This is a genomic window from Mesorhizobium sp. WSM4813, assembly GCF_055811555.1.
Genome location: NZ_JBVVQU010000002.1, coordinates 26,733 through 48,601, shown reverse-complemented (window position 1 = coordinate 48,601; position 21,869 = coordinate 26,733). Strand labels below are relative to the sequence as shown.

General features: G+C 61.9%; 18 protein-coding genes and 1 pseudogene. 6 read left to right on the top strand and 13 right to left on the bottom strand.

Translation table 11 applies throughout. The features are described from left to right. Positions 1 to 2: 2 nt before the first annotated feature. Together AC0L25_RS01290 and dhaK are read left to right on the top strand one after the other, a co-directional pair. Entirely contained in the window at positions 3 to 428 is a 426-nt protein-coding gene (locus tag AC0L25_RS01290; RefSeq protein WP_095493850.1) for a hypothetical protein, read from the top strand. A 36-nt stretch (positions 429 to 464) separates the two neighbouring features. Further along, positions 465 to 1,451, top strand: coding sequence for a dihydroxyacetone kinase subunit DhaK (dhaK, locus tag AC0L25_RS01285; protein WP_473593854.1), 987 nt, complete (start codon positions 465 to 467; stop codon positions 1,449 to 1,451). Between the two features lie 374 nt (positions 1,452 to 1,825). Here the strand turns inward: dhaK and AC0L25_RS01280 are convergent, their stop codons facing one another. Then, a complete protein-coding gene (locus tag AC0L25_RS01280) occupies positions 1,826 to 2,572 on the bottom strand; it encodes a DUF2259 domain-containing protein (protein ID WP_473593853.1) in 747 nt (248 codons plus the stop codon). A 216-nt stretch (positions 2,573 to 2,788) separates the two neighbouring features. On the opposite strand from AC0L25_RS01280, the gene AC0L25_RS01275 reads away from it, so the two are divergent. The 3 genes from AC0L25_RS01275 to AC0L25_RS01265 all read left to right on the top strand — a co-directional run bounded on the left by AC0L25_RS01275 (position 2,789) and on the right by AC0L25_RS01265 (position 5,610). Next, the gene (locus tag AC0L25_RS01275; protein ID WP_473593852.1) at positions 2,789 to 4,696 is read left to right on the top strand and encodes a propionyl-CoA synthetase; all 1,908 of its coding nucleotides are present in this window, start codon (positions 2,789 to 2,791) and stop codon (positions 4,694 to 4,696) included. A gap of 100 nt (positions 4,697 to 4,796) precedes the next feature. Continuing rightward, a complete protein-coding gene (locus AC0L25_RS01270; RefSeq protein ID WP_473593851.1) occupies positions 4,797 to 5,090 on the top strand; it encodes an acyltransferase family protein in 294 nt (97 codons plus the stop codon). 88 nt (positions 5,091 to 5,178) lie between these two features. Next, the gene (locus tag AC0L25_RS01265) at positions 5,179 to 5,610 is read left to right on the top strand and encodes an acyltransferase family protein (protein WP_473593850.1); all 432 of its coding nucleotides are present in this window, start codon (positions 5,179 to 5,181) and stop codon (positions 5,608 to 5,610) included. Between the two features lie 244 nt (positions 5,611 to 5,854). Here AC0L25_RS01265 and AC0L25_RS01260 read toward each other — a convergent pair whose 3' ends face one another. The 6 genes from AC0L25_RS01260 to AC0L25_RS01235 form a co-directional block, all read right to left on the bottom strand. Continuing rightward, positions 5,855 to 8,236: a polysaccharide biosynthesis tyrosine autokinase gene (locus AC0L25_RS01260; protein ID WP_473593849.1), complete on the bottom strand. Its 2,382-nt coding sequence runs from the start codon at positions 8,234 to 8,236 to the stop codon at positions 5,855 to 5,857. A gap of 220 nt (positions 8,237 to 8,456) precedes the next feature. After that, entirely contained in the window at positions 8,457 to 9,353 is an 897-nt protein-coding gene (locus tag AC0L25_RS01255) for a UTP--glucose-1-phosphate uridylyltransferase (RefSeq protein ID WP_473593848.1), read from the bottom strand. Positions 9,354 to 9,410: 57 nt separating this feature from the next. Beyond that, positions 9,411 to 10,379, bottom strand: coding sequence for a glycosyltransferase family 2 protein (locus tag AC0L25_RS01250; RefSeq protein ID WP_473593847.1), 969 nt, complete (start codon positions 10,377 to 10,379; stop codon positions 9,411 to 9,413). After that, positions 10,369 to 11,331, bottom strand: coding sequence for a glycosyltransferase family 2 protein (locus tag AC0L25_RS01245; RefSeq protein WP_473593846.1), 963 nt, complete (start codon positions 11,329 to 11,331; stop codon positions 10,369 to 10,371). Before AC0L25_RS01245 ends, AC0L25_RS01250 begins: the two co-directional genes overlap by 11 nt. Then, the gene (locus AC0L25_RS01240) at positions 11,331 to 12,329 is read right to left on the bottom strand and encodes a glycosyltransferase family 2 protein (protein ID WP_473593845.1); all 999 of its coding nucleotides are present in this window, start codon (positions 12,327 to 12,329) and stop codon (positions 11,331 to 11,333) included. Before AC0L25_RS01240 ends, AC0L25_RS01245 begins: the two co-directional genes overlap by 1 nt. Before the next feature lie 25 nt (positions 12,330 to 12,354). Beyond that, positions 12,355 to 13,527, bottom strand: a complete 1,173-nt coding sequence (locus AC0L25_RS01235) for a glycosyltransferase family protein (RefSeq protein WP_473593844.1) — start codon at positions 13,525 to 13,527, stop codon at positions 12,355 to 12,357. A gap of 303 nt (positions 13,528 to 13,830) precedes the next feature. Here AC0L25_RS01235 and AC0L25_RS01230 point away from each other — a divergent pair. Beyond that, positions 13,831 to 14,883, top strand: a pseudogene (locus AC0L25_RS01230) (polysaccharide pyruvyl transferase family protein); the annotation flags it as partial. Between the two features lie 222 nt (positions 14,884 to 15,105). Here AC0L25_RS01230 and AC0L25_RS01225 read toward each other — a convergent pair. From AC0L25_RS01225 to AC0L25_RS01200, 6 genes are all read right to left on the bottom strand, one after another. Further along, entirely contained in the window at positions 15,106 to 16,569 is a 1,464-nt protein-coding gene (locus AC0L25_RS01225; protein ID WP_473593843.1) for a lipopolysaccharide biosynthesis protein, read from the bottom strand. After that, on the bottom strand, positions 16,566 to 17,735 hold the full coding sequence (locus AC0L25_RS01220; protein ID WP_473593971.1) for a glycosyltransferase: 1,170 nt from the start codon (positions 17,733 to 17,735) through the stop codon (positions 16,566 to 16,568). The genes AC0L25_RS01225 and AC0L25_RS01220 overlap by 4 nt, the downstream gene beginning before the upstream one ends. 185 nt (positions 17,736 to 17,920) lie before the next feature. Beyond that, positions 17,921 to 19,000 carry a glycosyltransferase gene (locus AC0L25_RS01215; protein ID WP_473593842.1) on the bottom strand — a complete coding sequence of 360 codons (1,080 nt, stop codon included), beginning with the start codon at positions 18,998 to 19,000 and terminating at the stop codon, positions 17,921 to 17,923. A 31-nt stretch (positions 19,001 to 19,031) separates the two neighbouring features. After that, a complete protein-coding gene (locus tag AC0L25_RS01210) occupies positions 19,032 to 20,363 on the bottom strand; it encodes a UDP-glucose dehydrogenase family protein (protein WP_473593841.1) in 1,332 nt (443 codons plus the stop codon). A gap of 61 nt (positions 20,364 to 20,424) precedes the next feature. Continuing rightward, positions 20,425 to 21,294 carry an endo-1,3-1,4-beta-glycanase ExoK gene (exoK, locus tag AC0L25_RS01205; protein WP_473593840.1) on the bottom strand — a complete coding sequence of 290 codons (870 nt, stop codon included), beginning with the start codon at positions 21,292 to 21,294 and terminating at the stop codon, positions 20,425 to 20,427. Positions 21,295 to 21,461: 167 nt separating this feature from the next. Further along, positions 21,462 to 21,845, bottom strand: coding sequence for a hypothetical protein (locus tag AC0L25_RS01200; protein ID WP_473593839.1), 384 nt, complete (start codon positions 21,843 to 21,845; stop codon positions 21,462 to 21,464). Positions 21,846 to 21,869: the final 24 nt, after the last annotated feature.

Below are 21,869 nucleotides of genomic sequence, written 5' to 3'. Positions count from 1 at the left end.
GCATGGCCGACAAGACACCCGAAGCCGGCTCCGAAGAGGCGATCCGCGCCTACAAGACGATCCTGTCGCAGGTCCTCGACCAGCGCCCGTCCGGCATGCGCCAGCGCCTTGCCGACGCGCTCGGCAAGCACCGCAGCTTCGTCACGCAGATTTCCAGCCCGGCGTACTCGATCCCGATCCCGTCAAAACATTTGCCGGCCATTTTCTCCGTCTGCCATTTCAGCCCGGCCGAACGCGACCATTTTCTTGCCGCCTACCACCAGGCGCATCCGGGAAAAATGTCGGTGGCATCAGGCATGCGCAAGACGCGGCATGTCTCGCTGATCGTGCCCGATTTCGGCGATGACAAACAGAATGCGGCGCTCGACCGGGCGGTCAACGATTTCATCCAGAAGATCACCAGCATCGCCGGCAAGGGCGGGACATAGTCGCGCCACGTTCAGCTATTTCGGGAGGAGACGGCCATGAAGAAGTTTCTGAATTCTGTGGACACGGTGCTGACCGAAAGCCTCGACGGCTTCGTTGCCGCCCATGCCGATATCCTTGTGCTTGGCGACGAGCATAAATTCGTGCGCCGCAAGGTGCTCAAGCCGGGCAAGGTGGCGCTGGTTTCCGGCGGTGGCTCTGGCCACGAGCCGCTGCATGGCGGGCTGGTCGGCCATGGCATGCTGGAGGCCGCCTGCCCCGGCCAGGTGTTCACCTCGCCGACGCCGGACCAGATGCTGGCGGCGGCGGAAGCGGTCAACACCGGTGCCGGCTGCCTGTTCATCGTCAAGAATTACGAGGGCGATGTGATGAATTTCGACATGGCCGCCGAAATGTCGGAGGGCGTCATGCAAGTGGTGACCAATGACGACGTCGCGGTCGAGAACTCGTCTTATACCACCGGGCGACGCGGCGTTGCCGGCACGCTGGTGGTCGAGAAGATCCTCGGTGCCGCAGCCGAGCAAGGCATGGCGCTGAAGCCGTTGAAGGCGCTCGGCGAGCGCGTCAATGGCGCAACGCGCTCTATGGGCGTTGCACTGACCAGTTGCACCGTACCGGCCGCCGGCAAGCCGACCTTCGATATCGGCGACGGCGAGATGGAATTCGGCGTCGGCATCCATGGCGAACCCGGCCGCCGCCGAGACACGTTGAAGAGCGCCGACGCCATCGCCGAGGAAATTTGTGCGGCGATATCAGGCGATCTGGGTGACAGGGCAAAAGGCCCGGCGCTGCTCTTCGTCAACGGCTTCGGCGGCACGCCGCTGATGGAGCTCTACCTGATGTACAACAGTGCCCGGAAAATCTTCGAGAACACCGGCGTGACGGTCGCCCGATCACTCGTCGGATCCTATGTGACATCGCTCGACATGGCCGGCTGCTCGATCACGCTGACCATGCTCGACGACGAGACGACCGCATTGTGGGATGCTCCGGTGCATACGGCTGCGCTGCGCTGGGGGATGTAGAACCGCCAACGCCGCGCTGCGGCTTACGACAAGAAGCGGCTGTCAAAAAGCAAAACCCGCTTCGATCTGCGAAGCGGGCCTTTGCAAGAACCCCCAGAAACAGTCGGTGACACCAATGTCCTGAGCTATTCCGAGCATTGTCAGGCCAGTGTGGTGGAGTTAGACACAATGTTGCTTTGTTTACCTTTGGTAAGGTGAGGAATCCGGCGGGTTTTGGGAGGGCAGAACATGCGTTACAATTGGGATCGAGCGCCGACGGGTTTCGAACGTCACAGAAAGGCGCTGGCCGCTGCCTTGCTGATCGCCGGCGGTGTCGGCCTCATGCTCGCGGCGCTGCCGCTTTAGAACCGTATTTGAGCGCAAGCAGGCGCTTTTCAACGCAGCTGGCCGGTCACGGCGATAAAGCGGCGGTCCCGTCCTTCAAATCCCTGGCTGAAGCGTTGCACGAGCACGGCTAGGACTCCCGGTTTGCCATCCGGGGTGAATGCGTAGGATTCCGACAGGCTGTAGGAGGTCGGGCAATTCCTCGAGCCGGGCACGGTGTTGTCCTCATGCAGCAGCTTGAACGATTTGCCATCCTGTCCCTGCAGCGTCAGGCGGAAACCGAGCGCCTTGCCGGCCGCGGCGCCTTGCTGCGTGTCGTCGAAACTTGACGAGCAATCCGTCGTGCTGTCGGCAAGAATCTGGTCGAGCTGGATGGTCGAGATGCCGAGCTCGTCATAGCTCGGCGAAAGCCATTTCTGCGAAACCTGCTCGAGGCGCGCAATGTCTTGGTAAGCGACCATGTTGTCCGGAAAGGTGAACCTGTCCAGGGCCGTCCGCTCGCCGCGCGCCGCGATCGCATATTGGGCGAGGATCGGCGCCGCCTGCGCGGCAGCCTGTGCCCTCGCCTGATCGAGAGTGAGCGTAGCCTCCTCGGTTTCGTCGACGATGCGGATCGGTTTGCCGCCGACGAACTCATCGGTGCGCGTGTCGATGATGTCGATCTCCGACCAGCCCGAATCCGAAGCGCCGGCGTCGAGCGTGCCGTATTGCTCGAAGGCGAAGTAATTGCCATCGGGCGAAAAGCCGATGATGCGCCTGGCCGCCGCATCGCCGGCCTGTGCGGCGGAAGCGCTCATCGACAGCATCGCCGCCAACACGGCAAATCCAACCTTGCATCGCAACTTCATTGCGCCTGGCCCCAATTATGACCCCACACCCCAATTTATGACCCCAGACCATCGGGCCGGGTATTTGCGACCAAGGCGAGAACGCCAAAAGACGAAATTGCATATGCTTGCAAAAACAGCATACGCTATTTCAAAGACAGCAAACATTCCTGGGGAGGAAGCTTGATGGCGTCACGCTACCATGAGGTCTATGACGGCTGGAAACGCGATCCGGAAAAATTCTGGGCGGATGCGGCCAGGGCCATCGACTGGTTCACACCGTTCGACAAGGTCTTCGATCCGAATGCCGGCGTCTATGGGCGCTGGTTTGGCGGTGCCTCCTGCAACACCTGCTTCAACGCCGTCGACCGCCACGTGGCTGGTGGCCGCGCCGATCAGATCGCGCTGATCCATGACAGCGCGATTTCCGGCACGATCAGGAAATTCACCTATGCCGAACTGAAACGCGAGGTGGTCGCGCTGACGTCGGTGCTGAAGAACCGCGGCGTCCAGAAAGGCGATCGGGTCATCATCTATATGCCGATGGTGCCGGAAGCTGCGTTTGCCATGCTTGCCTGCGCCCGCATCGGCGCCGTGCATTCGGTCGTTTTCGGCGGCTTTGCCTCGCACGAACTCGCCACGCGCATCGACGACGCCGGGCCGAAGCTGATCATTTCCGCCTCCTGCGGCTTGGAGCCCGAGCGCGTCGTCGCCTACAAGCCGCTGCTCGACAAGGCGATCGAGATGTCGCGGCACAAGCCCGAGGCCCGCCTCATCCTCCAGCGCGACCAGCTGCGCTGCGAGCTCAGGGAAAACCACGACATCGACTATGCCGACGCCGTCGCCCGTGAGCGGGCCGCGGGCGCCAATGTCGACTGCGTTCCGGTGCTCGCCACCGACCCGCTCTACATCATCTACACGTCCGGTACGACCGGCCAGCCCAAGGGCATCGTGCGCGACAATGGCGGCCACATGGTTGCGTTGAAATGGTCGATGGAGAACGAGTTCGGCGTCAAGCCGGGCGAGGTGTTCTGGGCGGCTTCCGACGTCGGTTGGGTGGTCGGCCATTCCTACATCGTCTACGGCCCGCTGCTGCACGGCTGCACGAGCGTCATGTTCGAAGGCAAGCCGGTCGGCACGCCCGACGCCGGCACCTACTGGCGAGTGATATCAGAGCACGGGGTGGTCGCGCTGTTCACCGCGCCGACCGCCTTCCGCGCCATCAAGGGACAGGACCCAAAGGGCGAATTCGTCCCGAAATACGACCTGTCGAAATTCCGCACCTTGTTCCTCGCCGGCGAGCGCGCCGATCCGGAAACTATCAAGTGGGCGGAGCAGAAACTGAACGTGCCGGTGATCGACCATTGGTGGCAGACCGAGACCGGCTCGCCGATGACGATCAACCCAGCCGGATTGGGCCTGCTGCCGGTGAAATACGGCTCGCCCGGCGTGCCGATGCCCGGCTACGACATCCGCGTGCTCGACGATGCCGGCCACGAAGTGCCGCGCGGCACGTTGGGCAATGTCGTGGTCAAGCTGCCGCTGCCGGCCGGCTGCCTGCCGACGCTGTGGAATGCCGACGACCGGTTTCGCCAAGCCTATCTCGAAGAATTCCCCGGCTTCTACAAAACGGCGGATGCCGGCATGATGGACGAGGACGGTTATTTGTTCGTCATGGCCCGGACCGACGACATCATCAACGTCGCCGGCCACCGGCTGTCGACCGGCGCCATGGAGGAGGTGCTGGCCGCGCATCCCGACGTTGCCGAATGTGCTGTCATCGGCGTCGCCGACGCTATGAAGGGCCAGGTTCCGCTCGGCTTCGTCGTGCTGAATGCGGGCGTCACGCGCGACACCCGGGCCATCGAGACCGAGGTGGTTACGCTGGTGCGCGAGCGGATCGGCCCGGTCGCCGCCTTCAAGACGGTGGTAACGATCAAACGCCTGCCAAAGACGCGCTCCGGCAAGATCCTGCGCGGCACCATGCAGAAGATTGCCGACAAGGAAGAATGGACGATGCCGGCGACCATCGACGACCCGGTCATCCTCGATGAAATCACCGCGGCGCTAAAGGGACGCGGAATCGGCCTGTAAAGACATCGGACCATCGACAGCAGGCCGGTAGCCAATTGGCTATTGTGCAATGCAGCAAATCGCCATACAGTTTTGTCGGGGCGCCCACCGACGATACGGCATGGCTCAGCAAAAAACCACATTTGGCGGCGTCGACATACTTCGATTTCTCGCCGCCGTCCTCGTGATGTTCTACCACTTCGGCTACTGGGTGGTGTGCCTTTCCCGCCGGCGTTTCGGCACGGGCCACCGGCGGCATCCCGCCGCATCCGGAACTGGGGTGCTCGGCTCCGGATGGGTCGGCGTGCAGGTGTTTTTCGTCATCAGCGGCTTCGTCATCGCCTTCAGCGCCGAAAACTCGACCGCCTTGCAGTTTTTCGAAGCAAGGGTGAAGCGGCTGGCGCCGGCGGTCTGACTGGTCGGAGTTTGCCGAGACGCGTTGGCTCGCCCTGCTGCTGGTGCATCACGGATGCTTCTTTGCGACGGGCGTGATGATCTGGCTGATGCGATTCAAGGCGGTGACGCCGTTCCGTCTTGTCCTCTGCGCGCTGTTTCTGGCCGGCTGCGTCCTGCAGATCGCCAGTTCGGTCGATGTTCACACCGTGAAGGTCGAAGAGCAGATGCCATACGCGCCACCGATCGTCTTCTTCCTGGTTGCCATCGCCCTGATGGCATGGTCGTTGCGGCTCGATCTGTCCTGGCGCGGCTGGCGCCGGATCGGCCTGATGACCTACCCTCTCTATCTGATCCATGATGTCGTCGGCGCGGCCATTCTCGGCGCCCTGATGCGTGCGGGAGTGCCATACCTGCTTTCGGTGGTTATCGTCGGGGCGACCACGATCGCCGCGAGCTGGCTGATTGCGATCGAGGCCGAACCGCGAGTCCGGCTTCTGCTCGACCACACCATCTTCCGCTATCGTCTCAAGGCGGCGTAACGCGCCAGCGTGTCACGCTGGTTCCAGGCTGCAAACGTCCTGCTGTGGAATGTGCGGCGCGAAGCACATGGTGCCCACGCCTTCTTGCGCGACCCGTCGCGGCTCGGTGACCTCTACGCAGGCTGCCCGATCATGGTCTGTTCGAGGGGCATTCGTGTTCGCTCACGACGGCCTCTGGCCCGGGAAAGGCCTAGCCGCGCAGGACGACGACGCTCTGCTCAATATTCGTTGCTATAGACCGGCCTCAGGTCTTTGCTTTCGTCCGCGCTTCCGACTTTTCCAGATAGTAGGACGAATATCTGTCGAAGAATTTTTCCGAGCCGCCGATCGATCCATATTTCGCCAGCTTCTTCAAATCGACCTTGTTCAGGACGACGCCGACGACCTTGTTGGCGATATAGGGTTCCGAACTCAGTATGGATTGCACCATCGCACGCGGCGTGCGCCCCCACTCGGTTACGAGCACGAAGCCGTCGGCAAGCGGAGCAAAGGCCTTGGCATCGACCACGGGGCCGAGCGGCGGCAGATCGACGATGATGTACTCGAAGGTCTCCTTGGCATTGTCGATGAAACGCCGCATTCCGGCCGACGACAGAAGCTCGCTTGTATGCGAGAAATGGCCGCGCGGGACGGCCGGGACGATCGCCAGCTTGGTCTGCCGGTCGATCTTGCCGACGGACTGCCAGGTCTGCCCGCTCACCACCGCTTCCATCAGGCCTTGCTCGGCCTCCATGCCAAGGCTGCGGCTGAGGCCGGGGTTGCGCAGGTCGCCGTCCACGAGCAGGGTTTTCGACCCGTTGGCGGCAAGCAGTCCGGCCAGATTCGCCGCCACGGTCGACTTGCCCTCGCCGGGAAGGACCGAGATCACGCCAATGACCCGGCTGCCCTGCCCTTCCATCACGACGTCGAAGGCAATTTTGGCGCTGCGAAGCGTTTCGGAAAACATCGATGCCGGCGCATCGACGCTCACCCGCATGCGCGCGCGTCTTTCAGCAGCCGACGGTGATTGGGCGGTTTTGATGTCCGCCTGACCGTCATCACGCTTGTCGTCCTTAGCGACCTTGCTGCCGATGATCGGCAGGTAGCCGAGGAATTTGAGGCCGACGCGATCGCGAACGTCCTCGCCGGTCCTGAAGAACCGTTCCCTGAATTCATTCAGGCCACCAACCCCAGCCCCCATCATCAGGCCAAGCACAAGCGAGAGTCCCAGCACTATGGACGTGCGCGGGGTTGCCGCGGACTGCGGCAGCGTCGCGTCCGAGATGACGCGGATCTTGCCGACCGGGAAGGATTGCTGCTGGGAGGCTTCCTCGTAGCGGCCAAGGAACGTCTGATAGAGCGTCGAGAGCGCCGTTGCCTTCTGCTCCAGTTCACGCAGCTTGACCTGCGACTGGTTGTCGATGGAACTCTTGCCAGCCGCTAACGCGACATTTGCGCGGAGCGCCGTCTCACGCGCGAGAGCGACTTCGTATTCGTTGCGGTAGCTTTCGGTCAACTGCTTCAGCTCGCCGAAAATCTGCGCCGATATGTCGGCCTTTTCCTTGGCAAGTGCGACCGCCTGGGGATGCTCGGCCCCGAAATTGGCTTCGATATCCTGCTGCCGCTTGGCGACAGTGAGATAGCGGGTCTTGAGCGTTGAAATGATCGAGTTGCTCGGCTGGTCGGCGGATATGGCGGCATCCCTGAATGCGTTGTCCGAACCGCTTTCGACGATCGACTTGTATTGCTGGTAGCGGGCGCTGGCGCGCGCGGTATCGGCCTGCGCCTCGATGAGCTGGCTATTGAGGTCGCCCAGTTGCTTGTCGCTGATCAACTGGCCGTCGTTGACGGCCAATCCATGTTCGGCCCTGAATTTCTCGACGGCCAGCGCCGCTGCCTGGGAACTTTCGCGAAGCTCCGTCAGCCGGCCTTGCAGCCAGACCGCCGCTCGCTCGGTCGCATCGAAGCTCGCATCGAGCTGATCCGCAAGATAGGCATCGGCATAGGCTTTGGTGATCGCGGTCGCAAGTGCGGGATCCGTCGCCTGATAGGCGATGGAGATCACATAGCTTCGACCGATGCGCTCGGCTTGCACCTCGTTTTGCAGTTTGAGGATCGCGTAATCGCGGCGTGACGAGGCAATCATCGCGTCACGCGTCGCCGGATCAAGCTGGGTAACGTCGGTGGTGCCCACGGCGGGGCTGGGACGGAAATACCGGACCATGCCGCGCACAAAACCGGCAGCCTTCGAAACCGCCGACGTCGGCGGATACAAGAAAGCGTCGTTCTGATCGAGCTTCTGCTTGTCGACGACCACCGCCGCCAGCCTTGCCGAGTGAAGAATTTCGATCTGGCTCAGAATGGCGGAGTCGGTCTGCATGCTGACCGACGCCGCCGAGACCTCGTCGACGACCTTGTTCAAACCTTCGTCGATCAGCACACGGCTCGTCGCCATGTAGGTGGGAGGCGTGGTCTGCAAATAGAGCACGCCCAGAAAAAGACCGATGGCAGCGCATGCCGCAACCACCTTTGCCTGCCTTGCTGCCATGCTGAGCAGGCGCTCGACATCGATGAAGTCGTCGGCGCTGACGGCGTCCGAACTGGGCAATGGTTTCCTCTTGTCGAGAGGAAAATTGGCATAATTCATCTTCGGTCCAATTCTAGTTTGCATCTAGAGCGGCGGTCCATCAAGTCGACCTGTGCCGCCGCTCTATTTCTTGTTTGAGCATCGGATTTTCCCAAAACAGTTCTCCACTTTTGGGTCCGATGCTCCCGTTTGCAGGCCTAAAGCAGGATCGGAAGCATCAGCACATATTCATGCGGAGTGTCTTGCGTCACCTATCCATAATGCCCCCAAAAAATGGACATTATGCGGCTTCCACCTGGCGCTCATGCGATCGGACGAACTCCTGAAGCATCTCGAAGATCGGCCCCTTCATGTCGTCACGCGCCAGCGCGAAGGCGACATTGGCCTGGATGAATCCTTCTTTCGAGCCGCAATCGAACATCCGGCCGTTGAAGGGCTGGGCGAAGAAAGCCTGGCTCTGCGCAAGGCGAACCATGGCATCGGTCAGCTGGATTTCGTTGCCGGCACCGCGCTGCTGATTGCCGAGCAGCGCAAATATCTCGGGCTGCAGGATATAGCGGCCGTTGATGTAGTAGTTCGACGGCGCATTGGCTGGAGCCGGCTTTTCGACCATGGCAGTGACCTCGAAGCCCGAGCCGACATCCGCGCCGCAGCCGACGATGCCATATTTGCTGGTCTCGGTCGGATCGCAGCGCTCGACGGCGATGACATTTCCGCCTGTCTGCGCATAGAGGTCGGCAATCTCAGCGAGACATCCACGCCCGCCAAAGGACACCATGTCCGGCAACAGCAACGCGAACGGTTCATCGCCGATGACTTCTCGGGCGCACCATACCGCGTGGCCGAGACCTTGCGGCGACTGCTGCCGGATGAAGCTCGTCGCACCGGCCACGGGAAGCAGGCTTTCGAGCGCCTGAAGCTGCGCCGTCTTGCCGGTCTGTTCCAAAGTCCCGATCAATTCTGGATGCAGGTCGAAATAATCCTCAATGACCGCCTTGTTGCGGCCCGTCACGAAGACAATGTGCTCGATGCCGGCTTCGAACGCCTCATCCACCGCATATTGCACGACAGGCCTGTCGACGACCGGCAGCATTTCCTTCGGCATCGACTTGGTCGCCGGCAGGAATCGTGTTCCAAGCCCCGCTACCGGTATGACTGCCTTCCTGACTTTCTTCATCGCTTATTCCTTCTGAGGAGATCGACTTCAACCTGTCGCAGGCCGCGAAAACTGTTTTCACCTGCCTGCACCCTTTACCTCCCCCGCACCCACGGCAAATTGCGCCGCCACCCTTCGCAGCCGGACGGCGATCGGCATGCTCATATGCCGAACCGCCGCCGGATCGCTTAGCGCCGTCCACACCGCCTTGAGCGGGGAGCGCGCCTTGATGTGCTGGACCAGCGACAGGAACGACGCCGCCTTGCGCAGGCTGCGTGTGCGTCTTGCGAAAGCGGCCTCGGCCTTTGCATCCATCGAATGGGTTCTGGCGAAAACGAGGTCGGCCTTGCGCATCGCCTCGACGTGATGAAGTTCGAGCACGCGGGAAATGGAGCCGGTCCGGATATGGTAGACATAGCCGGTCGTCGGCTCGACCACGCATTTTCCGCCTTTGGCCAGAGCACTGGCCAGCAGGATGTAATCTTCGCCGATGATCAGGCCTTCGTCATAGCGAAGCCCGTTTTCGTTCAGGAAGCGTCGCTGGAAGATCGGCTTGAGATAGCCGAGGTTGAACCTGGATTCGAAGACCACATTGCCGGCGATATAGTCGGCCAGTGAGATTTCACTTAAGCCCTCGAGATAGTCGGCCGGGAACATCGTCTCTTCGGCAACGCCGTCCTCGCGAACGACCTGGAGATTGTCGACCGCGATCTCGGCACCCGCTTTTTCGGCGCGGTCAATCATGGTGCAGATCCGCCCGGGATAGACGGCGTCGTCGGAATCGAGGACCGCGACCCACCGGCCACGGGCAAGCTCAAGGCCGGCATTCCTGGCGCCGCCGGGGCCGCGGTTTTGCTCAAGGGCGACGACGCGCACGATGTCCTCGGGGTAGGATCGCGCCAGATCGAGCGTCCGGTCGCGTGACTGGTCGTCGACGACGATCACCTCAACGCTGACATCGCGCTGGGCGATGGCGCTGGCGATCGCCCGCTCGATGGTCAGCTCCGCATTGTAGGCGGCAATGACAAAGGTGACGTCAGGCTGCACGCTTGCCCCCTTCCTGCGGCGTGGGCAGGCCGTATTGGCGGATTTCACGCACGCCGACGAGACCGCTCACAACGCCGACATGCATAATGCCGCGAAGCACGCTGCGGTTCCTGCGCACGGGATTGATGGCGACCGGGATTGCCGATGCGAAACAGTAGACCGCCTTTGCCGAGGCAAGGCCGACTTGCCTGACCAGCGCGAGGCCACTCGCGTCGCGCCCCAGGAGGTGCCCATGCGTCTGCCCGACACGAAACCGGCGGCGACGGAGCCAGTCGAAAGCGGCCCTGGCGCGCGGCACCACTTCATCGACCCAGGCCTGCGGCGAAAAGGCTATGCGACCGCCGGCCCTGACCATATGGTCGAAGTATTCGGTGTCCTCGCCGCCGGTCTGGCCACGCGCGAGGCTGAACCGCCGGCCGCGGAGGCAGTCGGCGCCCATCCTGAGCAGGACATTGCAGGTGTAGCCGGTGCGGATCTCGCCGCCCACCCAGACGGGCAGGGTGGAGTGGAAATCGCCTCGGCGCATCCAGTCGGGCGCGTCCGGCCGATAGCGCGCCCGCACCGGCCCGAGCACGGCGGCAGCACCACTCACTTCCGCCGTAGCAACCAATTCGGCGAGCCATCTCGACGATGCCGTTTCGTCATCGTCGAGGAAGGCGACGAAATCCGCCGTGCTGGCGTCGAGGCAGGCGTTGCGGGCGATCGAGATGTTGCGCGCCGGGCAATGACGGTAGCTGATCGGCAGCTTCAGCGTCTCCGCCAGCGTCGCCACCAGCAGCTCGGCCGTCGGGCCGTCATCATTGTCGGCGACGATGACGCGGATGTCGAATCCCGAAGGCACCTCCAGGGCGGCTATGGAGCGAAGCGTGTCGGCAAGCTCCGGCCGCCGAAACGTGCAGACGCAAATGTCGATGCTGCGGTTTTTGCTGCGGTTTTTCTCGGCCACACCCATCACGCTACCCTCCTACGCTGCGATCGCGGTCCAAGCAGTTGCAGCCAAAAGCCGACTGACCAGCCGAAATGCATGACCATCGCCGAAATCCCGGCAAGCGCACTGTCCGGATTGCGCTGGCTGATGGCGGTCCACACGCCATAGCCGAGGCAAACCGACGCCCACACCAGAAGTGGCACGACCGCCAGCCAATGCACGAAGAAAAAGGCAGAGAGAAGGACGACAGGGAACACCAGAAGCGGAACCATCTGCCGGACCTTCGGTATCATGCGATGCTTGAGAACGTTCTTTGCGCGGCCGCGGCCATAGCCGAGATACTGGAAATACAGGCCGGCGAGCGACGCGCGCGGATAATAGATCATTTGCGTCTTGCCGCTCATCCAGATCCGGTAACCGGCCTGACGCAGCCGGTAGTCGAGCTCCGCATCCTCGTTGTGGCTGAATGTCTCGTCATACCCGCCCACCGCCTTGAAGGCCGATATCCGCATCAGCGCATGGTGGCCGTGATCGACCCACTCGCCCACTGAGAGATGCCGGTGCTTGGAGCCGCCGGTGCCGAGCTTGGAATTCTGTGCAGCCGCCACCGCTTTCTGCACCGTGCCGCTGCCGCTGGTCAGCATGGAGACGACGACCGAATCGGCGCCGGTGGCCAGCGCCTCCTCGACCAGCCGATCGCAATAATCCGGGGGATAGCCGCCATGCGCGTCGATGCGAATGAGATATTCAGCCCCCTCGCCGTAACTTGCGACAGCGAGATTGATCGCCGCGCTCTGGAGGCGCTTTTCATTGTGAAGAAGGATGATCCGCGGATCCTTCCCGGCAATCTCCTCGACGATCGCCTTTGTGCCATCCGTGCTGCCGCCATCGGCAACGACGATCCTGGCGTCGAGCCTCTCGGCCGCCGGTCGAAGCTCATGAACAAGGGCACCGATGTGAGCCGCTTCGTTCAGGCACGGAATCACGATCAGGCTGGGCGCAAGCTTTTCGGTTGGCGTCATCGGCCCATATCCATCCCTCGCCATCCTAGGCAAGTGCCTGGGCAGCATACGGATTCTGCACAACCGTCAACCCGCGAAGCTTCTCGACGAGCGCCCGGCAATCGCTGCGATCGTGGCTCCAGGTTCGCGGATTGCGGGCAAGAACACGCGCCCGCAATTTCCCGAAACGATGCTCGTCCATATCCCCAAGGGCGGCTTCGAGTGCCTCCGGCGTGGCTTGAGGCAAAAGAACGCCTATACCCTGCCGGTCGAGAAACCGGCCGGTTTCGGTGTTGCCCATCGAGATCGGCACGGCGCCGAAGCGGCAGCCCTCGTAGAGGCGGTTGGGCAGCAGCCATTCGGAATTGAGCCCCTGCTCGAAAAAGTCGATAGCCCAGGAAAAATGAACCTCGCGATAGATCGTCGCCATATCTTCGGGGTTCCGATAGGGCCCGCCAAACGAAAGCCAGGGCTCGGCTTCGACAAAACCGTGAAAATCCGGAAATTCGGAAAGCGCCGGGCGGCCTCTGAGGATGATTTCGAAGCGACCGTCGAGCCGGCGAGAAAATTCGGCCAGGAGCTCCAGGGAGCGGCGGCACCGGAGTGCACCGAACCAGCCGATCCGCCAAGGCGGAGCGACGGGATCATCCGCCCCTATGCGATCATCCAGCGCAACCGCGGCAGGCTCGAAATATTTGTTTTCGAGCAGTTCGACCGGCGCGGCAATCTGCCCGAACGGCTTGAAATAGTTGGCGATGAAGGCCGGCGAACTGGTCACCAGCAGCTTTACATCCCTGGCCAGATAGCGCTCCGCACCGCGCATCGCCTTGCCGAGAAAGTCGTCGCGGAGCAGCAGGCGATGGATGTCGAGACACTCGTAGACGATCGGCACCGTCGCCTGGAACGCCGATCTGGCACGACGGGCAAGCGCCAGCATTTCCAGATTGCGCGCGATGATAAGGTCGGGTCTTGGCATCGACCCGAGTTTGGAGCCGATCGAGACCGCCGCCTTTGTGACTGCTGCCAGCCGCTGGGCGAATCGGCCGTCGCGCGTCGCGCCAAGGTCGATCGGGCGCAAGCCTTCGACGTCGGTGACCGGGCTTGCCGTCCGACGGAAGCCCGCCAGTGTAACCTGGGCGCCGCCTGCCTTAAGCATTATGATCCGCCGGCGCACGGCCGGGTCGGAGACGTCGTGTACCAAGTACAAGACATGCAGCATGAAAACTCGACCGCTGTTGGCCCGCCCACAAGAATCCTAGTACAGCTCGTGCTGCATCGCAACATTTTTGGTGCAGCGTAGCAAAAATCCACGTTTTTTGTTGCGCTGCAAAATCGATGGGGTAATCTCGCTCTGCTTGGGCCGCATGGACCGCGCGTCGCCTGCCAATGGGCTGCGCGCCAACAATCACGACGCGAGGACTATCCTTGGCGTGCAGCATTTTCGGCCAATCCGCCCGCAATCCGCCCCCTTTTGGCACCCGTTGGGGAACCACGGGACCTACTCACGAAATGAGGTCATTCCATGAAGATCGCGGTTGAAAACACTGTCTGCCTGAATACCGGGGATGCAGCGATTCTCCTGGCGATCCGCCATGTTTTCAAGACGATCGTGCAAGACGACATCCAGTTCTACGTCTTCGACAGCCAGCCGGAGGTGGCGGCGAGGCTCTACACGAAGAAAGAGTATCCTGATCTCGAATTCCACAAGCTGCTGTCGGAATCGCTGTTCCGCTACAAATACGGCAGCGGGCTGAAGAACCTGTTCAAGCCGACCTACAATCGGCTCGTACTCAATGCCCTGCGGCGGTTCGGCACCGGCGGCGTTCTCCGGAGTTTTTTCAGCCCAAGCAATCGCCGTGGTCTCGAGATCTACAAAGACGCCGACCTCGTGGTCACGACAGGCGGAACCTATCTCGTCGAGACCTACAATCTAGAGCGGCGGCTCAATCAATTCCGAATCGACGCGATTCTGGGCAAGGATCCGGTCTTCTTCACGCAATCGCTTGGCCCGTTCAACAAAAGTTACAATCGCCAGGAGTTGAGCCCGATCTTCGACCGGAGCCCGCTCATCTTGCTGCGCGACGAGCGTTCGAGAAACCACATTGTGGACATGGTGAAAGACCCCGGCAAATGCCACGTGGTGGCCGACGCCGTCTTTGCCCTGGCCGATACCGACAGGATCGGAAATTTTCTAGCCTCCGGCCGGTCGGCAGCGGTCACCGGCCGAGTCGCCATTTCCGTGCGCCACTGGAACTATGTCAGCGACGGCGAGGGCGGCATGCGCCGCTACATCGACTCGATCCGCGAGATTGCGACCATCCTTGTCAGGGAGCACGCCAAGGAGGTCACCTTCGTCTCCACCTGCCAGGGCGTGCCGGAATACGCCCATGATGATTCCAAGACGGCGCGGGCGATCGTTGCCGAGCTCGATCCGGAGATCGCCAAGCATGTCAGCGTGGATGCTTCGTTCCACACGCCGGAGCAATTGATGGCCCTGGTGAAAGGCTTCGATTTCGTCGTCGCAACGCGCATGCACATGATGATCATGTCGCTCTGCGTCGGCACGCCGGTGCTGCCGATCGCCTATGAATTCAAGACCAAGGAACTCGCCAAGCGGATCGGCGTCGCCGACCTGCTGCTCGACATCGACACGGTGACGCCCGAGGAAGCGAGCGAGAAGCTCGGCAGACTTACCGCGAATCTCGACCTCTATCGCAGGACGAGCCTTCAGGCAGTGCTTGAGGAGCATGCGTCGGCGATGTCGGCAGGTGAGCTTTTGAGACCGGTAATCGCTGGCCTAGCGGGCGTTGCGCATGGCGCTGGAAAGCGTGGTGAACAGGGCGCTGCGCGACTGGCGCAGGGCAAGCATGAGGATCAGGCCAATCGAATAATTGAGGGCAACCGCCAAGACCACCGCGAGCAGGTCTGACTGGCCGGTCAGCGATGCCGGCAGCCATCGGTACACGGACCAGGCAAGCAGCGACGACAGGATGAAAAGCCCCTGCATGATCAGGAAGTCGGCTGCGGTCACCGGGCCGACCCGGTGGACCAGAACGGCAAGCACTGGGACGCGCAACACATAGCCGCTGATTGCGTAGGCAGCCGCGACGCCGACGGCGCCCCAGTGCAATCCGATGATGAAGGCGGCGACCGTCGTCAGCGACGAGTAGATGCCCCAGTGGAACATGGTCTTGGTCTTGCCCTGGCAGATGAAGATCCATCCGGTGGTGCTTGAAACGGACTGGATCAGGCTGGCGATGCCCAGCCAGGCGAAAATCGGCGCCACCGCTGTCCAGCGCTCGCCGAAGAGAAGCCCCACCACCTGGTCCGACGTCAGCGTCAGCGCCGCGATGCCGGGCATGGTGACGGCCGCCAGCATCCAGTTGGTTCGCACATAGATGTCGCGAAACCGCGCCTTGTCCTCATGAATGCGGCTCAGCAGCGGCACCATCACGCGTGTCAGCGGCTGGTTGATGTTCTGCAGCGGAAACAGCAGGAGCTTGTAAGCGCGGTCATAATAACCGAGCTCGACCGGGCCAGAATATTTTCCGATCAGAATGTTGTCGAGATTGCGCGAGAAGAAGTTGGCCAGATTGAAGCCGGTGAGATTGGCGCCGAAAGACAATATGTCGGTATCGACCTTCAGGTCCGGCCGCGACGGCGTCCAGCGCGCTACCTGCCATGCCGCCGACAGCGCGACAACGGCAGAAACCGCCGGGCCGATGACCAACGACCAATAGCCCAGCCCCGCATAGGCCGCGACTGCGGTAGTCGCGAGTCCGGCAGCGGCGGTAATCACGTCATTCACCGCGAGCTGGCCAAAGCGCAAATGACGGTTCATCAGCGCCAGCGGCACCGCGGCGAGGCTGCCAAGAAGCAGCGGCACGGCAGAGCCGATGGTAATCCCGACCATACGTTGATCGCCATAGAAGGCAGCGATGGCGGGCGCCAGGCATGCCACCACCACGGCACTGCCCAGCCCAACCAGCGCGCTGATCCAGAATACCTGGTTGAGCTGCTCTGCGCTGATATCCTTGCGCTGGACCACAGCCTGCTGGAGGCCAAGGTTCTGAAGCAGCCCGACAAAAGCCACGATCGGCGCGACGGAAGCCACCAGGCCGAAATCCTCCGGGACAAGCAGACGGGCAAGCACAATCACGGAGAGAAACTGGATCGCCATCTTGAAGCCTTGCGCGCCGATCGTCACCACGCCGCCGCGCAGGGCGACGCGACCGAACTGGGGGGGCGGGTTGGCGTTCATGCCGGGTGCCTGGCTTCGGCCAGCTGCGTGACGATCTGTGCAAAACGCTCGTTAAGCGCGTCCGCGTTGAAATCCTGCTCGATCTTGCGGCGCGCCGCACGTGCGATGCGCTCGCATTTCTCCGGGTTCTCGGACACCCAGACAAGCTTGCGGGCCAACGCCGCAACGTCTCGCTCCGGTGCGAGGAAGCCTGTCTCCTGATCCTCGATCAGCTCGGGGATGCCCGAGTGATAGGTGCTGACCACGATCAGCCCGGCGGCCATAGCTTCCATCAGCGCCACCGGAATACCCTCGAGATCGCCGTCCTGCGCAGCAACGCTGGGCAGCAGGAATACATGGGCATCGCGCAGGCGCTGCTTGACCTCGGCGTGCGGGCGCGGCCCGAGGAAAGTCACCCGGTCGGCAATGCCGAGATTTAAGGCGAGCTTCTTCAACTCCTCCAGCAATTCGCCGCCGCCAATCACCGAATAGACCCAGTCGCGCCGCGGCAGGCTGGCGAGGGCGCGAAGGGCGAATTCGATGCCCTTCTTTTCGGTCAGCCGGCAGACGGAGATGAAGGACAGCGTGTCCTGGTCCCAGGAACGCCAGTGGTAGTCGATCTCACCCGGCCGCACGCCCATATGGTGGACCCTGACCTGCGCGGGCGACGCGCCGACCCCGATCAGGGTGTCGCGGAAAAACGCATTCACCGGCAGTTGGAGAGCGCCCTTTTCGAAGACGACCTTGTAGCGCGTGAGCGTGTTGTCATGCAGCGGTTCGCCGACATCGCGGCCGTGGAATATGGTCACCAGCGGAGCTGAAATCCTGCCTCGTTTCATGGCGCGGGCGACGCGCATGCCGTTATTGCCGAAATGCGCGACGATCACGTCGGCGTTCTGCAGCTTGCGCGCAAAGGCGATGTCGATAGCGGTCGAGAGTTTATCCCAGAACCTGCCGGACCATCTCCTCAGCGTCGGGCGAAAGCGCCCCAGGCCGCCCCACCAGCAGACGACCTTCCCAGGCAGCGCCTGCCAGCGGCGATCGTCGATGTTGCGATCCTTGCCGAAGGACGTCTCGTTGCAGACGACGCCGACTTGCATCCCGCGCTCAAGGCATCCGGCTATCTGGTCGAGGACGAATGTCTCCGACAAAGAGGGGAATTTATCAACTACGAAGCAAATCTTCATTGAGTGGACGATCTTTCGAGGCCGGTCGGCGATCTGCTCGCGCGGATAGAGGCTGACGCCCGTCGCCGTCGTGCGAGGCGCCTCAAGCGTCTGGTGTTGTGGGTGTCGTTGTCCCAAAGCCATCCCCTTGGGTCAGGCGCAAAGGCAGGCTTCTGGGCAACGTGTATGCTCTTGGGCGAAATGCATCAGGCGGCACGATCCAGCGCGCCTTGCCTGGCGTTGTCGAGAACACCGAGGAAGGTCGCGAACTGGCTGTCGGGGTTCATTTGCGGTCGCTCCGAAAACAGCTGCGCCGCCGCCGACAGCTTGTCGTAATCGGCCTTGTCGCTCCATAGCCGCCTGACCGCCGCGACCCAGTCGTCGAGCGGTGCGTCATAGTCGAGCACCACGCCGCCGGCGCCAATCGCTTCCGGCAGACCGCCGCGCCGGGACCCGACGACCGGAATACCGCTGCAATGGGCCTCGGATGCCACCCGCCCCCAGGCCTCTTCCCATTTGCTCGGCGCCAGCAGGATCTTCGTGCGGCCATAGACCGTCTTCATGTCGCTGGTGCGGCTTTCCAGCCTGACGTTGCGCAGCGGAGCGATGGTCTGTTCGATCTGCGCCCGGTGGTCGTCGTCGAGCTTCCAGCTTTCGACGAACAGGAACGCGATTTCGGGGCACTGGCCGGCAATACGCACGGCGAGTTCGAACCCTTTTTCATTGTAGGGGTTGATCAGCGTGACGAATTCCCCGGTCGTCGGCGTGCTGTAGAGCCCGGGATTGATGGTCGGCGGGATCACCGTCGAATCGATTCCGAACTTTTCCTTATAGGTGCGCGCGGTGAATTCGGAATTGGCGATATAAAGCGCCGAATGCAATTCGCGCAGGTCGCCGGCCAGTTCGTGGAATTCGACGTTTCGCAGATAGACCACCAGCGGCACGCCGAGCGCCTGCAGCGCTTTTCCGATCGGCACCGATTTGTGGCACTGCACGACGGCGACATCGGGGTTGAGCCGTTCGACGGCAAAGCGCGCCGCTTCCCAGGGAAACCACGCCCGCACCACCGGGTAACCGGGGTAGCTGTCGATGACCGCACGCTGGCGAAGTAGCTTCATCTTGGCGCGCGCCTTGAAGCCGAACATGCCATCACCGAACAGCGCCGCCAGAACTGAGGCGTCATGACCATGCTCGCGCAACTGCTCGACCAGATGGTGCGTGCTCGACTGAACGCCACCGCTGAACTGCGGCGTGTAGCCATTGCCGCCTGCAAACAGAACTTTCATGGACCTGGCTCCTTGCTGGACAGCCCTATCGTCACGCCGCCATTCTGCCGATGCTGTGATATTCGATGCCGTAGCGAGCGATGACCTTCGGGTCGTAGAGATTTCGGCCGTCGAAGATGATCGGCGTGATCAGCGCATCCTTCATCGCGTCGAATGACGGCGCCTGGAAGTTCTTCCACTCGGTGGCGATCATGAGCGCATCGGCGCCACGCAGCGCTGCCTCCTTGGTCCCGCACAACAGCAGATCTTCGCGCAGTCCATAGATGGCCTGGCATTCCTGCATCGCCTCGGGATCGTAAGCCTGCACTTTCGCACCGGCCTTCCAGAGCGCTTCCATCAAGACACGCGCAGGCGCCTCGCGCATGTCATCGGTATTGGGCTTGAAAGCCAAGCCCCAAAGCGCAAAGGTCTTGCCCTTCAGATTGCCCTTGAAATAGCGGTTCACCTTGTCGAACAGGACCGACTTCTGGTCGTTGTTGCGTTCCTCGACCGCGCGCAGCAGCTTGGCATCGAACTTGACGCCTTCGGCGGTCTTGATCAGGGCGCGCACGTCCTTGGGGAAGCATGAGCCGCCATAGCCGAGGCCAGGATAGATGAAGTGGTATCCGATGCGCGGATCGCTGCCGATCCCCTTGCGGACCTCCTCGATGTCGGCACCCAGTTCCTCGGCCAGGTTGGCCATTTCGTTCATGAAGCTGATCTTGGTCGCCAGCATGCAATTGGCGGCATATTTGGTGAACTCGGCGCTGCGCACATCCATCACGATCATCTTCTCGTGGTTGCGGTTGAATGGAGCGTAAAGCTCACGCATCACCGCCTCGGTATCCTCACTGCCGGTGCCGACGATGATGCGGTCGGGCTTCATGCAGTCGGCCACCGCGGAGCCTTCCTTGAGGAATTCCGGATTGGAGGCGACGTCGAAAGTCAGATCCTCGCGGCCCCGCGCCTTCAGCGTCGCGGCGATCCTGGCCTTTATCTTTTCGCAGGTGCCGACCGGCACGGTCGACTTCCCGACGACGATCTTGGGCGCGTCCATCTCCCGGCCGATGGCCTCGGCAACGGCCAGCACATATTTGAGGTCGGCAGAACCATCCTCGCCCGGAGGCGTGCCGACAGCGATCATCTGGATCTGGCCATGCTTGACGGCGGCCGCGGCATCGGTGGTGAACTTGATGCGGCCGGCCGCGTGGTTCTCCTTGACGAGGTTTTCGAGCCCGGGCTCGAAAATCGGGATGAGGCCCTGATTGAGCCGCTCGACCTTTTTCACGTCGATGTCGACGCACACCACCTGGTGTCCGACTTCGGCAAGCACCGCCGCCTGCACGAGACCCACATAGCCAATTCCAAAGACCGTCAAATTCATTTGGTTTCATTCCTGTTCTAGACTTCGGAGCGCTTTCGGTCCGGCCGGTTCAGATTAGTCTTTACTTTATGCTGCATGCCAGCGATTCCGGAAACTGGCACGGCTGGCCGAGCGCCGTGAAGGCGACGCGATCCACTTGCATGGTGAGTTTGCGGCCCGGATCCGAAAACGGCCCCATCCATTCCTTCAACGTGTCGCTGCCCCACAGGCTGAAGAATATCTTTTGCGCATGAGTGGGCAGCTTTGCCGGATCTTTGATCGTGTTCACCAGTTGGCCGTTGACGTACCAGCGCAGCCTGTCCTTCTCCCAGACGAAGGCGTAGTCGTTAAAAGCCTTGTCAGTACCGCCAGCTACATCCACCAATTTCTCGTTCTTGCCCTTGCCGGCTATGTAGGCGTTGACCTGCACCTTGGAGGTGTCCTTCGTCAGCACCTCGAAGTCGATTTCGTCATGCGGCTGCTTGTCAGTGGGGCCGATGTAGGTGAAGAAGGCGGCATTGATGCCGGAGCCCGCATCGGTTTTCATCCGCGCCTCATAGGTGCCATAGCCGAAGCGCTGCTTGGTCTGGACCTCGCCGCAGGCAAAGTCGCGATCCTTTAGCTTCCGCTTTTCGAAACCGAGCGTCAGCATGCCGTCGGAAAGCCGGACCTGGCTTTTGGACCAGGTGCAGTTCTGGTGCTTGCCGTTCGTCCAGCCGTCGGCAATGTACCAACGCGCACGATCGAAGCTGGTGAAATCGTCGACGAACGATGGCGCAGTCGGGATGTCCTGCGAATGGGAAGGGGTCGGGCCTGCAACCAGGCTGCCGAGTGCGAGCAGCAGAAACGCGCCGCCCGAACATAGCTGCCTCAGGTTCCCTTGCCTGATCGAGCGCGTGAGCGGCCTGCCGCCGGTTGCTCGGGTGGACGTGCTTTTCGGATCCGCGTTCATACCAAACTCACCTTTGTGCTGCGCCCCCAACCCAAAGTCGACGTTCAAACCATGACGAAACGAGCTGACCTTGACCTTCTGCCAGTACCTTCCTTGTGCTGCTGCCTCTTTACTTGCCCAGTGACACCACACCTCCTGCCTGTGGGCCCACCCAGGGATCTCGAAGTTCACCCTGTGCCGGCGGCCGGCTTGGCGGTCGAGCTACGCTGGGCGCTTTCGTCGAAGATTGCATCCAGCGAATGACGGAGATCCTTCATCAGTTCGTTCTGGCGTGCGAGCGCCGCGATGCGTCGCTCGTAATTCAGGATCGACTTCGTCAGGTCGCTCACCTCGGAGGATCTGCTGGAGGAGGCCGCACCATTTTCCATCGCCTCGACCAGGAAGGCCGCGTTGGTGGCCTTTGCCCGGTAGCGATTCTCGAGGCCGTTTTTCTCCGCCTCGACCTCGGCTGCGATCTGGTCAAGCAGCTTTGCCAGGCGGTCAAGGCGCGAGATGTCGGTCTGCCTGTCTCGAGCCGGATCCCTTGATCTGAAGCCAAATATCGAGGCCATGCGCTCAGTTTCCTGTCATAGCCG

Coding starts and splice junctions, on each gene's coding strand:
- AC0L25_RS01290 (WP_095493850.1), top strand. CDS start 3: ATGGCCGACAAGACACCCGAAGCCGGCTCCGAAGAGGCGATCCGCGCC.
- dhaK (WP_473593854.1), top strand. CDS start 465: ATGAAGAAGTTTCTGAATTCTGTGGACACGGTGCTGACCGAAAGCCTC.
- AC0L25_RS01280 (WP_473593853.1), bottom strand. CDS start 2,572: ATGAGCGCTTCCGCCGCACAGGCCGGCGATGCGGCGGCCAGGCGCATC.
- AC0L25_RS01275 (WP_473593852.1), top strand. CDS start 2,789: ATGGCGTCACGCTACCATGAGGTCTATGACGGCTGGAAACGCGATCCG.
- AC0L25_RS01270 (WP_473593851.1), top strand. CDS start 4,797: ATGGCTCAGCAAAAAACCACATTTGGCGGCGTCGACATACTTCGATTT.
- AC0L25_RS01265 (WP_473593850.1), top strand. CDS start 5,179: ATGCGATTCAAGGCGGTGACGCCGTTCCGTCTTGTCCTCTGCGCGCTG.
- AC0L25_RS01260 (WP_473593849.1), bottom strand. CDS start 8,236: ATGAATTATGCCAATTTTCCTCTCGACAAGAGGAAACCATTGCCCAGT.
- AC0L25_RS01255 (WP_473593848.1), bottom strand. CDS start 9,353: ATGAAGAAAGTCAGGAAGGCAGTCATACCGGTAGCGGGGCTTGGAACA.
- AC0L25_RS01245 (WP_473593846.1), bottom strand. CDS start 11,331: ATGGGTGTGGCCGAGAAAAACCGCAGCAAAAACCGCAGCATCGACATT.
- AC0L25_RS01240 (WP_473593845.1), bottom strand. CDS start 12,329: ATGACGCCAACCGAAAAGCTTGCGCCCAGCCTGATCGTGATTCCGTGC.
- AC0L25_RS01235 (WP_473593844.1), bottom strand. CDS start 13,527: ATGCTGCATGTCTTGTACTTGGTACACGACGTCTCCGACCCGGCCGTG.
- AC0L25_RS01225 (WP_473593843.1), bottom strand. CDS start 16,569: ATGAACGCCAACCCGCCCCCCCAGTTCGGTCGCGTCGCCCTGCGCGGC.
- AC0L25_RS01220 (WP_473593971.1), bottom strand. CDS start 17,735: ATGAAGATTTGCTTCGTAGTTGATAAATTCCCCTCTTTGTCGGAGACA.
- AC0L25_RS01215 (WP_473593842.1), bottom strand. CDS start 19,000: ATGAAAGTTCTGTTTGCAGGCGGCAATGGCTACACGCCGCAGTTCAGC.
- AC0L25_RS01210 (WP_473593841.1), bottom strand. CDS start 20,363: ATGAATTTGACGGTCTTTGGAATTGGCTATGTGGGTCTCGTGCAGGCG.
- exoK (WP_473593840.1), bottom strand. CDS start 21,294: ATGAACGCGGATCCGAAAAGCACGTCCACCCGAGCAACCGGCGGCAGG.
- AC0L25_RS01200 (WP_473593839.1), bottom strand. CDS start 21,845: ATGGCCTCGATATTTGGCTTCAGATCAAGGGATCCGGCTCGAGACAGG.